The 14,846-nt window shown below is 37.9% G+C and carries 13 protein-coding genes and 1 pseudogene; all 14 read left to right on the top strand.

The features are described 5' to 3' along the window. The 14 genes and pseudogenes from dnaA (at position 1) to ftsH (ending at position 14,604) form a co-directional block, all read left to right on the top strand. The gene (gene dnaA, locus PW252_RS00005; protein WP_248049103.1) at positions 1-1,368 is read left to right on the top strand and encodes a chromosomal replication initiator protein DnaA; all 1,368 of its coding nucleotides are present in this window, start codon (positions 1-3) and stop codon (positions 1,366-1,368) included. Between the two features lie 153 nt (positions 1,369-1,521). Continuing rightward, positions 1,522-2,658 (top strand): DNA polymerase III subunit beta, encoded by a 1,137-nt coding sequence (gene dnaN / locus PW252_RS00010; RefSeq protein WP_172090574.1) that lies wholly within the window; start codon positions 1,522-1,524, stop codon positions 2,656-2,658. Between the two features lie 69 nt (positions 2,659-2,727). Next, complete coding sequence (locus tag PW252_RS00015; protein ID WP_024387288.1) at positions 2,728-2,931, top strand: DUF951 domain-containing protein; 204 nt, start codon at positions 2,728-2,730, stop codon at positions 2,929-2,931. A gap of 103 nt (positions 2,932-3,034) precedes the next feature. Then, positions 3,035-3,394: pseudogene (locus PW252_RS00020) on the top strand (helix-turn-helix domain-containing protein). 84 nt (positions 3,395-3,478) lie between these two features. Continuing rightward, the gene (gene ychF / locus PW252_RS00025; RefSeq protein ID WP_024389193.1) at positions 3,479-4,594 is read left to right on the top strand and encodes a redox-regulated ATPase YchF; all 1,116 of its coding nucleotides are present in this window, start codon (positions 3,479-3,481) and stop codon (positions 4,592-4,594) included. 54 nt (positions 4,595-4,648) lie between these two features. After that, a complete protein-coding gene (gene pth, locus PW252_RS00030) occupies positions 4,649-5,218 on the top strand; it encodes an aminoacyl-tRNA hydrolase (protein WP_029944234.1) in 570 nt (189 codons plus the stop codon). Further along, complete coding sequence (gene mfd, locus PW252_RS00035) at positions 5,218-8,712, top strand: transcription-repair coupling factor (protein ID WP_248049101.1); 3,495 nt, start codon at positions 5,218-5,220, stop codon at positions 8,710-8,712. Before pth ends, mfd begins: the two co-directional genes overlap by 1 nt. A gap of 50 nt (positions 8,713-8,762) precedes the next feature. Beyond that, entirely contained in the window at positions 8,763-9,035 is a 273-nt protein-coding gene (locus tag PW252_RS00040; RefSeq protein WP_105125501.1) for an RNA-binding S4 domain-containing protein, read from the top strand. After that, on the top strand, positions 9,022-9,390 hold the full coding sequence (locus tag PW252_RS00045; RefSeq protein ID WP_105118505.1) for an FtsB family cell division protein: 369 nt from the start codon (positions 9,022-9,024) through the stop codon (positions 9,388-9,390). The genes PW252_RS00040 and PW252_RS00045 overlap by 14 nt, the downstream gene beginning before the upstream one ends. Then, on the top strand, positions 9,387-9,500 hold the full coding sequence (locus PW252_RS00050; RefSeq protein WP_105118506.1) for an SP_0009 family protein: 114 nt from the start codon (positions 9,387-9,389) through the stop codon (positions 9,498-9,500). The genes PW252_RS00045 and PW252_RS00050 overlap by 4 nt, the downstream gene beginning before the upstream one ends. A 12-nt stretch (positions 9,501-9,512) precedes the next feature. Next, positions 9,513-10,793, top strand: a complete 1,281-nt coding sequence (locus PW252_RS00055) for a serine hydrolase (protein WP_248049099.1) — start codon at positions 9,513-9,515, stop codon at positions 10,791-10,793. Continuing rightward, the gene (gene tilS, locus PW252_RS00060; protein WP_248049097.1) at positions 10,794-12,062 is read left to right on the top strand and encodes a tRNA lysidine(34) synthetase TilS; all 1,269 of its coding nucleotides are present in this window, start codon (positions 10,794-10,796) and stop codon (positions 12,060-12,062) included. It abuts the gene before it with no gap. A gap of 7 nt (positions 12,063-12,069) precedes the next feature. Next, the gene (gene hpt / locus PW252_RS00065; RefSeq protein WP_248049095.1) at positions 12,070-12,612 is read left to right on the top strand and encodes a hypoxanthine phosphoribosyltransferase; all 543 of its coding nucleotides are present in this window, start codon (positions 12,070-12,072) and stop codon (positions 12,610-12,612) included. 21 nt (positions 12,613-12,633) lie between these two features. Then, positions 12,634-14,604 carry an ATP-dependent zinc metalloprotease FtsH gene (ftsH, locus tag PW252_RS00070; RefSeq protein ID WP_248049093.1) on the top strand — a complete coding sequence of 657 codons (1,971 nt, stop codon included), beginning with the start codon at positions 12,634-12,636 and terminating at the stop codon, positions 14,602-14,604. Positions 14,605-14,846: the final 242 nt, after the last annotated feature.

The following is a 14,846-nucleotide window of genomic DNA, read 5'->3' on the forward strand; positions in this document are numbered from 1 at the left end:
ATGAATAAAGAACAACAATTCTGGCAACGATTTATTGAACTAGTCCAAGCAAGTTTCAAAGCTTCCATTTATGATTTTTACGTTGCAGATGCAAGATTACTAAACCTAGAACAACAAGTAGCCACCATCTTCTTAAATCGCCCATTTAAAAAAGATTTCTGGGAAACAAACTTTGAGGAGCTAATGATTGCGGCTAGTTTTGAAATTTTCGGTGAACCGCTCACTACTCGCTACCAATTTACAGAGGAAGTTACTAAAGTAGTTTCTCCGACTAGAACAACATACAGCCCTTCCACTCCAGCTTCTACAACAGATATAGCAGAGGGAGTACTACAGCCTGTTCATTCTGATATAAAATCCCAATATACCTTTTCAAACTTTGTTCAAGGAGATAACAATCATTGGGCAAAAGCGGCTGCACTAGCTGTTTCTGATAACTTAGGAGAGCTCTATAATCCACTATTTATCTTTGGTGGACCAGGTTTAGGGAAAACTCATATTCTAAATGCAATCGGTAATAAAGTCCTAGCTGACAATCCTCATGCAAAAATAAAGTATGTTTCATCAGAAACTTTTATCAATGAGTTATTGGAACACATGAGATTAAATAAAATGAAGCAGTTCAAAGAAATCTATCGTAATCTTGACCTGCTCCTCATTGATGATATCCAATCCATTCAGAAAAAAGAAACCACGCAAGAAGAATTTTTCCATACTTTCAATGCACTCCATCAAAAAAATAAACAAATAGTCCTGACAAGTGATAGAAACCCTGACTATCTAGACAATCTTGAAGAACGATTAGTCACTCGTTTTAAGTGGGGCTTAACGAGTGAAATCACACCTCCTGACTTTGAAACACGTATTGCTATTTTACGCAATAAATGCGAGGCTTTCCCTTATGATTTCACTAATGATACCCTGTCCTACTTAGCAGGTCAATTTGATTCCAACGTCCGTGATCTTGAGGGAGCATTGAAAGACATTAATCTACTTGCTACCATGCGAAATCTGTCTGAGATAACAGTAGAAGTAGCTGCTGAAGCCATTCGTTCTAGGAAGCAAACAAACCCTCAAAACATGGTCATTCCGATTGAAAAAATCCAAACAGAAGTTGGAAATTTCTATGGAGTTAGCCTCAAAGAAATAAAGGGCTCTAAACGTGTCCAACACATTGTTCACGCGCGCCAGGTTGCTATGTTTTTAGCCCGCGAAATGACAGACAACTCTTTGCCAAAAATTGGTAGAGAATTTGGTAATCGTGACCATACAACAGTCATGCATGCCTATAACAAGATTAAAAGTTTGCTAATGGATGATGATAATTTGGAAATCGAAATAACCAGTATCAAAAATAAAATTCGATGACCTGTGTATAAGTTTTAAAAAATCCATCTACTTTTCCACAAGTTGTGAACAAGCTATTTTTCTTGAAAATTATGGCTTTGACCTACTTTTCCACAGAATACACAGGGCCTACTACTACTACTAACCTTATAAATAATAAATAAAGGAGTTTCCATGATTCAATTTTCAATTAACAAAAATGTATTTCTCCAAGCACTAAATACAACCAAACGAGCAATCAGCACAAAAAATGCTATTCCCATTCTTTCAACTGTTAAAATCACGGTTACTAGTGATGGAATTACTTTAACAGGTTCTAATGGACAGATTTCTATCGAACATTTTATTTCTATCCAGGATGAAAATGCAGGTCTGTTGATAAGCTCACCTGGCGCTATTCTTTTAGAAGCAGGCTTCTTTATCAATATTGTATCTAGCCTACCTGATGTCGTAGTTGATTTTAATGAAATCGAGCAAAAGCAAGTTGTACTAACAAGTGGTAAATCTGAAATTACTTTGAAAGGTAAAGATGCGGAACAGTATCCTCGTCTGCAAGAAGTGCCAACTTCAAAACCTCTGGTCCTAGAAACAAAAGTACTCAAACAAACAATCAACGAAACAGCTTTTGCAGCTTCCTTGCAAGAAAGTCGCCCAATCCTAACAGGTGTTCACTTTGTCTTGACAGATAATAAAAATCTAAAAACAGTTGCGACAGACTCACACCGTATGAGCCAACGTAAATTGGTTCTTGAAAAAGCAGGTGATGATTTTAACGTGGTAATTCCAAGCCGTTCTCTTCGCGAATTTACAGTTGTTTTCACAGATGATATTGAAACTGTGGAAGTATTCTTCTCAAACAATCAAATTCTTTTCAGAAGCGAGCATATTAGCTTCTATACACGTTTGCTTGAAGGAACCTATCCAGATACAGACCGCCTGATTCCAACAGAATTCAAAACAGTTGCTGTCTTTGACACAGCTAATCTTCGTCATTCAATGGAACGTGCCCGTCTGCTTTCAAATGCAACTCAGAATGGTACAGTAAAACTTGAGATTGCTAACAATATTGTCACAGCTCATGTAAACTCACCAGAAGTTGGACGTGTAAACGAAGAATTGGATACCTTAGAAGTGACTGGTGAAGACTTGGTAATTAGTTTTAACCCTACTTACTTGATTGAAGCCTTGAAGGCTACCAATAGTGAGCAGGTCAAAATTAGCTTTATTTCCTCTGTTCGTCCATTTACAGTGGTACCAAATAGCGAAGGGGATGACCTCATTCAATTGGTGACACCAGTTCGAACCAACTAATTCCATCATAAACGGCTAGTTTAGCCGTTTTTATGTTATACTGAAAGAAATAGAACTAAAGGAGTATCTATGTACCAATTAGGAACCTTTGTCGAAATGAAAAAGCCCCATGCCTGTGTCATCAAATCGACCGGCAAGAAGGCCAATAAGTGGGAGGTTATCCGACTAGGAGCGGATATTAAAATCCGCTGCAGTAATTGTGACCATGTTGTTATGATGAGCCGGCATGATTTTGAACGAAAAATGAAACAAGTTCTGCCGAGTGAAGCTTAGTTGACAGTTTGCAACTGCTGGTTGCGATTTTTTCCTAAAAATTGCTAGTCAACTCTTCCTTTCTAAGCTATAATAGACTTAGAAAAAAGAGGAGGAAATGATCATGAAGCAGTTAGCACAGCAAATTCGAGTTTTACGCACAACAAAGAACCTATCACAAGATGAATTGGCAGTGAAACTCTATATTTCACGTTAAGCCATTTCCAAGTGGGAAAATGGGGAAGCAACGCCAGATAGTGACAAACTGGTCCAGCTGGCAGAAATCCGTGGTGTTAGTTTGGATTATCTGGTTTTAGGAAAAGAACCTGAGAAGGAAATTGTTGTGGAACAACGAGGAAAAATGAATGGTTGGGAATACTTGTACGAAGAATCCAAACGACCTCTTACAAGAGGAGATGTTGTCGTTCTCATTTTTTTTGCAGTTATATTTTTAGGTGGATTATTCATTAAGCATTATTTTTAACGAAGCTTGCCAAACAGCAAGCTTTTTCTCTATTTTTCTGCTATAATAGTCGTGATTGAATTTTTAATTGGAGAGTAAAAAAACATGGCTTTAACAGCAGGAATCGTCGGTTTACCAAACGTTGGTAAATCAACCCTATTTAACGCAATTACCAAGGCAGGAGCAGAGGCTGCAAACTATCCTTTCGCGACTATTGATCCAAACGTCGGCATGGTAGAAGTGCCCGATGAGCGTTTGCAGAAGTTGACAGAACTCATCACCCCTAAAAAGACAGTTCCAACGACTTTTGAATTTACCGATATTGCCGGTATCGTAAAAGGTGCCTCTAAAGGTGAGGGACTTGGAAACAAATTCTTGGCCAATATTCGTGAGGTTGATGCCATTGTCCACGTGGTGCGTGCCTTTGATGATGAAAATGTCATGCGTGAACAAGGTCGTGAAGACGCCTTTGTGGACCCAATCGCAGATATTGATACCATTAACCTGGAATTGATTTTGGCGGACCTAGAGAGCATCAACAAGCGTTATGCGCGTGTAGAAAAAATGGCACGTACGCAAAAAGACAAGGATTCTGTCGCAGAATTTGCAGTTCTTGAAAAAATCAAGCCTGTCTTGGAAGATGGAAAATCTGCCCGTACAGTTGACTTCACAGATGAAGAACAAAAAATCGTTAAGCAACTCTTCCTCTTGACGACCAAGCCAGTCCTCTATGTTGCCAATGTCGATGAAGACAAGGTAGCAGATCCTGAGTCTATCAGCTATGTTCAGCAAATCCGTGACTTTGCGGCAACAGAAAATGCAGAAGTTGTGGTCATTTCTGCGCGTGCAGAAGAGGAAATTTCAGAACTAGACGATGAAGACAAGGGTGAGTTTTTAGAAGCCCTTGGTCTGACAGAATCTGGCGTGGATAAATTGACCCGTGCAGCCTACCACTTGCTTGGACTTGGAACTTACTTTACCGCAGGGGAAAAAGAAGTGCGTGCTTGGACCTTCAAGCGTGGCATGAAAGCTCCTCAGTGTGCTGGTATTATCCACTCAGACTTCGAAAAAGGCTTTATTCGTGCGGTGACCATGTCTTATGATGATTTGATGACCTACGGCTCTGAGAAGGCTGTTAAGGAAGCAGGACGCCTTCGTGAAGAAGGAAAAGAGTACGTTGTTCAAGATGGGGACATCATGGAGTTCCGCTTTAACGTCTAATAGAAAATTAGGTTGGAAAGTATTTTCCAGCCTTTTGGTATGTAAGGAGAAAAAATGACACGATTGATCATCGGTTTGGGAAATCCCGGAGACCGTTATTTTGAAACAAAACATAACGTTGGTTTTATGTTGCTGGATAAGATTGCCAAACGTGAAAATGTGACCTTTAGTCACGATAAGATTTTCCAAGCAGACATTGCCACAACCTTTATTGATGGTGAAAAAATTTACCTGGTTAAACCAACGACTTTCATGAATGAATCAGGTAAGGCTGTCCATGCCTTGATGGCCTATTATGGATTGGATGAGACCGATATTCTGGTGGCTTATGATGATTTGGACATGGCAGTTGGGAAAATCCGTTTCCGTCAAAAAGGATCAGCGGGAGGCCACAATGGGATAAAATCCATTGTCAAGCATATTGGAACGCAGGAATTTGACCGTATTAAGATTGGTATAGGTCGTCCAAAAGGAAAAATGAGCGTTGTAAACCATGTCTTGTCTGGCTTTGATACAGAGGATCGTATTGAGATTGATTTGGCCTTAGATAAACTTGACAAGGCTGTCAATGTATATCTAGAAGAAGATGACTTTGATACCATTATGAGAAAGTTTAACGGATAATGAATATACTCGATTTACTTCATAAGAACAAGCAAATCAATCAATGGCAGTCAGGATTGAATAAATCAACTCGTCAGTTACTTTTAGGATTATCCGGAACTAGTAAGTCATTGGTAATGGCGACAGCCTATGATAGTCTGGCTGAGAAAATAATGATTGTGACTGCTACTCAAAATGAAGCAGAGAAATTAGTTGCAGATTTAACAGCCATAATTGGAAATGAGCACATTTACAACTTCTTTACAGATGATAGTCCAATTGCGGAATTTGTCTTTGCATCAAAAGAACGAACTCAATCAAGAATTGACAGTTTAAACTTTTTAACAGATGCTACTAGTTCAGGTATCCTAGTTGCCAGTATAGCTGCCTGTCGGATATTGTTGCCAAATCCAGAGGTTTTTAAAGCTTCTAACATCCGACTGGAAGTTGGTAAAGAAATAGAAGTTGACAATCTTGTAAAGAAACTTGTCAATATCGGATATAAAAAGGTAGCTCGTGTCTTAACTCAGGGAGAATTTAGCCAACGAGGTGATATTCTAGATATTTTTGACATGCAAGCAGAAGCTCCTTATCGAATGGAATTTTTTGGAGATGAGATTGATGGTATTCGTATCTTTGATGTTGACAGTCAAAAATCCTTAGAAAATCTTGAAAGTATATCCATCTCTCCAGCTTCCGACATTATTTTGTCTTCGGAAGACTATAGCAGAGCTAGCCGATACATTCAGACAGCTATTGACCAATCGACCCTAGAGGAGCAAGAATCTTACTTACGAGAAGTTTTAGCGGACATGCAGACGGAGTACCGGCATCCAGATTTGCGTAAATTCTTGTCCTGTTTGTATGAACAAACCTGGACCTTGTTGGATTATTTGCCAAAGGGTTCTCCCTTATTTTTGGATGATTTTCATAAAATTTCCGATAAGCAGGCTCAGTTTGAAAAAGAAATTGCAGACTTGTTGACAGATGATTTACATAAGGGTAAATCAGTGTCAAGTTTGAATTATTTTGCCTCAACTTACGCTGAATTGAGAAAATACAAACCAGCTACCTTCTTTTCAAGTTTTCAAAAGGGGTTAGGAAATGTAAAATTCGATGCTCTTTACCAATTTACCCAGCATCCTATGCAGGAATTTTTCCATCAAATTCCTCTATTGAAAGAAGAACTAGCTCGGTATAGAAAATCAAAACATACAGTCATTATTCAAGCAAGTTCTGAAGTAAGTTTACAAACTTTACAGAAATCTTTACAGGAGTATGACATCCAACTCCCTACCTATACTCCAGATAAATTAGTAGAAGGTCAGCAACAATTGACTACTGGTCAGTTAGCTTCAGGTTTTCATTTGATGGATGAGAAGCTAGTTCTTATTACTGAGAAAGAGATTTTTAATAAAAAAATCAAACGCAAGGTCCGTCGAACAAATATTTCCAATGCTGAGCGCATTAAGGATTATAGTGAACTAGCTGTCGGTGACTACGTTGTTCACCATGTCCATGGGATTGGCCAATATTTAGGGATAGAAACCATTGAAATCTCAGGCATCCACCGTGACTATGTGACTGTGCAGTATCAAAATGCTGACCGCATCTCCATTCCAGTAGAGCAAATAGATTTACTTTCTAAATATCTAGCATCCGATGGAAAAGCTCCAAAAGTCAATAAACTAAACGATGGTCGTTTCCAACGAACCAAGCAAAAGGTTCAGAAGCAGGTAGAGGACATTGCGGATGATTTGATCAAGCTTTACGCTGAGCGTAGCCAACTGAAAGGTTTTGCTTTTTCGCCTGACGATGACAATCAGGTGGAATTTGACAACTACTTTACACACGTGGAAACTGATGATCAACTCCGTTCTATTGATGAAATCAAGAAGGATATGGAAAAAGATTCTCCCATGGATCGTCTTTTGGTTGGGGATGTCGGCTTTGGTAAGACAGAGGTAGCCATGCGGGCTGTCTTCAAGGCTGTCAATGATGGCAAACAAGTAGCTATCCTTGTTCCAACAACAGTTTTAGCCCAACAACACTATGCTAATTTCCAGGAACGATTTGCTGAATTCCCTGTCAATGTCGATGTCTTGAGTCGTTTTAAAACAAAAGCAGAGCAAGAAAAAACGCTAGAAAAGCTAAAAAAAGGTCAAGTTGACATCATCATTGGTACCCATAGGCTATTATCTAAAGATGTTGTGTTTGCTGATTTAGGTTTACTGGTCATTGACGAAGAGCAACGTTTTGGTGTCAAGCACAAGGAACGTTTGAAGGAACTCAAGAAAAAAATTGATGTCCTGACCTTGACAGCAACCCCAATTCCTCGAACATTACAAATGTCCATGCTAGGTATTCGAGATTTGTCAGTCATAGAAACACCGCCGACCAATCGTTATCCTGTTCAAACCTATGTCATGGAAACAAATCCTTCCGTTATACGAGATGCTATTCTCCGTGAAATTGATCGAGGTGGACAGGTTTACTATCTTTACAATAAAGTTGACACCATTGAGCAGAAAGTTTCAGAATTGAAAGAATTGGTCCCAGAAGCAAGCATCGGTTATGTTCATGGAAAAATGTCGGAAATTCAACTTGAAAACACTCTGTATGCTTTTGTTGAAGGGGAATACGATATCTTAGTGACAACAACGATTATTGAAACTGGTGTTGATATTCCAAATGCAAACACCCTTTTTATAGAAAATGCAGACCATATGGGATTGTCAACTTTGTATCAACTTCGTGGGCGTGTCGGGCGTTCTAGTCGGATTGCCTATGCCTATCTCATGTACTGTCCAGACAAGTCCTTGACAGAAGTAGCGGAAAAACGATTGGAGGCTATTAAAGGCTTTACTGAATTAGGCTCTGGTTTCAAAATTGCTATGCAGGATTTGTCGATTAGAGGTGCTGGAAATATTTTAGGTGCTGCCCAGTCAGGCTTTATAGATTCTGTAGGATATGAATTGTACTCTCAATTGTTAGAGCAAGCAATTTTAGAGAAACAAGGGAAGACTGCCCAACGTCAGAAAAGTAATTCTGAGGTTCATTTACAGATTGATGCCTACCTACCAAGTGACTATATTGCTGATCAACGGCAAAAAATTGAAATTTACAAGCGTATCAAGAATATTGACAGTCGTGTAAACTATCAAGATTTACAGGAAGAGTTAATGGACCGTTTTGGAGAATATCCAGACGTAGTTGCTTACTTGCTGGAAATTGGTTTGCTTAAGTCCTATCTTGACCAAGTTTTCTGTCACTCAGTTATGAAACGACAACACCAAGTAACTGTTACATTTGAAGCAATGGCAGGTCAACTATTTTTAACGCAAGATTACTTTGAAGCCTTATCTGCAACTAAATTAAAGGCTCAAATAACAGAAAATAAAGGTAAATTGGCAGTTATTTTTAATGTTCAGCAGAAAAAAGACTATGAGATTTTAGAAGAATTACTTGCTTTTGCTGAAAAACTACAAGAAATCAAGACTAGAAAAACATTATAAATTTTTCAATTAAATGAAAAAATGGTAAAATATGTAGTTGAGGTAAAGGTATGAGATTAGATAAATATTTAAAAGTATCTCGCATTATCAAGCGCAGAACGGTAGCAAAAGAAGTTGCAGATAAGGGACGGATTAAAGTCAACGGTATTTTGGCCAAGTCATCAACAGATTTAAAAGTTGATGATCAGGTTGAAATCCAATTCGGCAATAAGTTGCTAACTGTGAAGGTCCTTGAGATGAAAGATTCTACAAAAAAAGAAGATGCACTGAAGATGTATGAAATCATCAGTGAAAAAAGGATAGACGCGGATGAGAAAATCTAAAATCCTGCAATTGAATAATGCCTTTATTCAATCAGAACGCACAAAATCTCAACATAAACTGGCAGAGCGACAAGAGAAAAATCGTTTTATGGCTGCTATTTTGATTCTGGTTATTTTTCTATTTATGTTGCCAGCCTATAATCTTGTGGTGACCTATACAGATATTCAGAAGCAGGAAAAAAAGCTTGCTGAATTGGAAAAAAACTATGCTGAGTTGACAAAAGAACAAAAACAAGTAGCTGAAATGGTCACAAAATTAAAGAATGAGGACTATGCTGCCAAGTATGTTCGGGCTAAGTATCAATACTCTAAAGAAGGGGAATTTGTCTATAATATTCCGGGGCTACCAAAATGACAGATTCTATTTTTAAAGTCGTGGAACAATTTTTACAACATTCTGAAGAGAAGTTGGAAGAGTTATCCCAAAAAAATCAGGAATTAAAATTAGACGAAAAGGATTTATAGAAAGGAGGGAGTATGCAAAAGAAACTGCTCGTATGGTTATTGCCAGTTTTATTTGGATGGCAGGTGGTTGATAGTACAGAAATACCGTTTAAACTCACAGCGCAAGAAGAATATGAATTGACACAGACTGTATATGATCAGTATTTTCAGACTATCCCTCAAAATCCAAATGTATTTCAAACAGAAACACTTTATTCTGATTTAGAACTGACAGATGTAGCTGGTCAATTACAACCCAATCAAGCTTTTTCCATCACAGATGTGGCTGTGAATTCAAAAAAAGAGTTGGTTTTTCAGGTTGATAATACCTCCTATATTCTGGCAGATACCAGCAAACTATTTGCTGATGTCGTTTTAACAGAAAAACTTGTTGAACAGACCTATTGGACTAATAAAAATCTTACACTTCTATCTACTCCGATAGCAAATCAAGCTAAGGAAGTAAAAACAGATTTGAAGTCCTATCAAGCTGTCAATGTTTCTAAAATTGCTACAACTCCTCTGGGTGATTTTGCTTATATCGCAGACAAGGGTTGGATAGCTATAGACGATTTAGCTACAGTTGACAATAGGATGGAAGCAGTTCAAGACTTGCTCACACAGAAATATTCTAAAAACAACATAGGAATATATGTTAAGCAACTTTCAACTGGTCAGTCAGCAGGTCTTAATCAAGATAAGGTATTTTATTCTGCTAGTATTGCTAAACTACCTATTCTTTACTATGTTCAGGAGCAAATCAATGCAGGACAGGTTGATTTAACGACTAAAGTGAAGTACACGGCAGATTCTATGTCCTTTCCAGGTGCCTATGTTGTTGGCGGTAGTGGGTCTTTATCTAAAACACCAGACAATAAAGAATACTCGGTAGAAGAATTAATCAACAAGACTGCTAAAGAGTCGGATAATGTAGCCAGCAATTTACTTTCTTACTATGTGACACATCAGTTTAATGACGACTTCTACCAGAATATTACTGCTATTACAGGTAGTAAGTGGGATATGGTTACACGTGAAACAACGGCAGAAGTTGCTGGAAAAATGATGGAAGCCTTGTATGAACAAGAAGGTTATGTTTTAGAAAGTCTTATATCAACGCAGTTTGATAACCAACGTATTTCAAAAGACATTGCTGTTCCGGTTGCTCACAAAATTGGTGATGCGGATGATGTCAAGCACGATGTAGCCATTGTTTATGCAGAATCTCCCTTTGTCCTATCTATTTTCACGGATAAATCAAGCTATGATGAGATTACACAAATTGCAAATGATGTTTACGGGATTTTAAAGTAAATGAAAAATAAATTTTTAAAAGTGACACTGGATGGTCACTTTTTTGATAAACATGAGAAAGTACTAGTAGCCGTGTCAGGTGGATTGGATTCCATGAATTTATTTCACCTCCTATACGAATACAGACAAGAATTAAGTATTGAACTTGGTATAGCCCATATAAATCATGGACAACGGGAGGAATCCGTTCTTGAGGAGAATTATCTCAAGCAATTGGCAGAGGAATGTAAAATCCCCTTCTATCTATCGCATTTTAAAGGAAGATTTTCAGAAGAAGCTGCTAGGAAATGGCGTTATGCATTTTTTGCGGACATCATGGAGCAGGAAGGATATACCGCTCTCGTCACAGCCCACCATGCTGATGATCAAGCAGAAACTGTTTTAATGCGATTGATTAGGGGAAGCCGTTTGCGTCATATTTCTGCCATTCAGCCTATCCAGCCTTTTGCAAATGGAGAACTCATTCGACCGCTCTTGTCTTTTAAAAAGTCTGATTTTAATAATGTATTTCATTTTGAAGATGCTAGTAATCAAAGTTTAAACTATTTCAGAAATAGGGTAAGGAATGATTATCTACCAAAATTAAAACAGGAAAATCCTAAAATTGAGCTTGCTGTCAATAACCTTGCAACTGACACTAGAAATCTATTACAGGCGTTACGAGATTTAACAAAGGATTTATCTGTTACAGATTTGACAAGTTTTCGGCAACAGACTCGGGCAGTCCAGAGGTATTTACTAGAGGAATATGTAGAAAAATTTCCTGATTTACAATTATCCCGTTCCCAGTTTGACGAGGTTCTTCATATTTTGCAATCAAAAGCGAATTATAAACATCTACTAAAAAATAATTATGTTTTAGAAAAAGATTATCATAGTTTCACAATTGATAAAATAGGACCTCAGACGGATGAGCAAATAGAACCAATCATGATAGAATCAGAAGGTATTTTTTCTTATGGTTCGTATATTTTCTCACTCAATCACCCAATGGCAGATGCAGAGCAGGTTTTACATTTTCCAAGTCATCTACCTATTCTAGTACGAGGAAGACAGGCGGGAGATACTATTCGAATAAACGGCGTCACAAAAAAACTCCGTCGTTGGTTTATTGATAATAAAATACCTCAGAAAGTTCGACAAGAGGCCATTATCATTGAACAGGCTGGTAAAATTTATGGAATTGTCAATCTTGCTAGCAGTGATTTGAGTAAATCAATAAAAAATGATATAATCAAAGCTACCTTATATATTAAAATGAAAGAGTAGAACAACTATGTTGGACAAAGATATTAAGAAAATTCTTGTTTCAGAAGAAAAAATTATTGCAAAGTGCAAAGAACTTGGTCAAATTCTAGCAAAAGACTATGCGGACAAGAACCCTATTCTTGTTGGAATTTTGAAAGGTTCGATTCCATTCATGGCAGAATTGATGAAGCATATTGATACGCATATCGAAACGGACTATATGGTTGTTTCAAGTTATCATGGTGGTACAGAAAGTAGCGGAACTGTTAAAATCATTAAGGATTTGGATAACAGTGTTGCAGGTCGACATATCATCTTCGTAGAGGATATTATTGACACTGGTCGCACATTAAAAGAATTGAAAGAACTCTTTGCTTTGCGTCAGGCAGCTTCTATTAAAATTGCCACTCTTCTTGATAAACCAGAAGGTCGTGTTGTTGAAATCGAGCCAGACTATACTTGTTTCACTATTCCAAATGAATTTGTAGTTGGATTTGGATTAGACTACGATGAAAACTACCGTAATCTTCCTTATGTTGGTGTACTAAAAGAGGAAGTTTATACAAAATAGAAAAAGGTTTCCTACTATATTATGAACAATCAACCAAATAAAGGATTTATTAAAAATCCTTTTCTCATTATTCTAGTTATTGCGACTATTCTAACGGCATTCCAGTTCTTTAATGCCGGTCAGCAGGTTGCTACTCAAGAAATTAGCTATTCACAAGTTATTACTGAACTTAAGAATAACAATGTGTCAGAATTGACCTATCAACCAGATTCAAGCGTTATTGAAATTACTGGTAAATATAAGACAGAGCAGACAGCTAAGGATGAATTAGCTTCTTCTATTAAGTTATTCCAAGTTTCTAATACTGTTACTTATAAAAACTTCAAATCTCTTATTCTTCCGTCTGAAACAAACTTGTCAGAATTACAAACCCTAGCAAATGAAAATGGTGTTAAGGTAACGATTAAGCCGGAAAGTTCCAATGGGCTATGGTTAAATATTATCTTTAATTTATTGCCACTTGTTATCGTTGGTGTATTCTTCATGATGATGATGAACCAAGGCGGTGGTGGAGCTCGAGGTGCCATGAACTTTGGACGAAACAAAGCAAAAGCTCTTGAGCAAAGCAATATCAAAGTTCGTTTCTCAGATGTCGCAGGTGCAGAAGAAGAAAAACAAGAATTGGTAGAAGTGGTAGAATTTTTGAAAGATCCTAAACGCTTTACCAAACTTGGTGCCCGTATTCCGGCAGGTGTCTTGTTGGAGGGACCTCCAGGAACAGGTAAAACCTTGCTTGCCAAGGCTGTAGCAGGCGAAGCAGGTGTGCCATTCTTCTCTATCTCTGGTTCAGATTTCGTAGAAATGTTTGTCGGTGTCGGTGCCAGCCGTGTTCGTTCACTCTTTGAAGATGCCAAAAAAGCAGCACCAGCTATTATTTTCATCGATGAAATTGATGCTGTCGGTCGCCAACGTGGTGTCGGAATGGGTGGCGGCAACGATGAACGTGAACAAACCCTTAACCAACTCTTGATTGAAATGGATGGTTTTGAAGGCAATGAAGGTATTATCGTCATTGCTGCAACCAACCGTAGTGATGTTCTCGATCCAGCCCTTCTTCGTCCAGGACGTTTTGACCGTAAAGTATTGGTTGGTCGCCCAGATGTCAAGGGTCGTGAAGCAATCCTTAAAGTTCATGCTAAAAACAAACCTCTGGCTCCGGATGTTGATTTGAAATTAGTAGCTCAACAAACACCAGGATTTGTTGGTGCTGATTTGGAAAATGTTCTTAACGAAGCAGCCCTTGTAGCCGCACGCCGAAACAAGACTGTAATTGATGCGTCAGATATCGACGAAGCAGAAGACCGTGTTATTGCTGGTCCGTCCAAGAAAGACCGTCAAGTTTCAGCTAAGGAGCGTGAAATTGTTGCTTATCACGAAGCTGGTCACACGATTGTTGGACTTGTTTTGTCAAATGCTCGCGAAGTTCATAAAGTTACTATTGTACCTCGCGGTCGTGCAGGTGGATATATGATTGCCCTTCCGAAAGAAGATCAAATGCTACTTTCAAAAGAAGATATGAAGGAGCAATTGGCTGGGCTTATGGGTGGTCGAGTAGCAGAAGAAATTATCTTCAATACTCAAACCACAGGTGCCTCAAATGACTTTGAGCAAGCAACACAGATGGCGCGTGCTATGGTTGCTGAATATGGTATGAGTGAAAAAATGGGACCAATGCAGTATGAAGGTAGTCATGCTATGTTTGGTGGGCAAACAACTCACAAACACATATCAGAACAAACTGCTTATGAATTAGATAATGAAGTCCGTGATTTATTAAATGAAGCACGCAATAAAGCAGCTGAAATTATTCAGTCTAATCGCGAAACTCATAAACTAATTGCAGAAGCATTACTTAAATATGAAACTCTCGACAGTGTTCAAATCAAATCTCTCTATGAGACAGGCAAAATGCCAGAGAATATTGAACATGAAAACGAAGATGTTCATCCTCTTTCTTATGAAGAAGTAAAAGAGAAGATTGATACAAAATAATAAATTACAGCTGATAATCATTTTAGGTTATCAGTTTTTATTATTTCATAAAAAATCTACAAAAAGTGTTGACAAGGTCAAATGAAGATGATAGAATAATTGAGTTGTCAAATCTGAAGCGACACAACACGAAAAAAGAAATTAAAAAAGTTTCAAAAAAGTGTTGACAAGCAGTTGAAGAAATGATAAACTAAGATAGTTGTCGCGAGAGAGCGATAACAACAAGACCTTTGAAAATTAAA

The sequence above is a fragment of the Streptococcus sp. 29887 genome (assembly GCF_032595075.1).
Taxonomy (GTDB): Bacteria; Bacillota; Bacilli; order Lactobacillales; family Streptococcaceae; genus Streptococcus; species Streptococcus iners.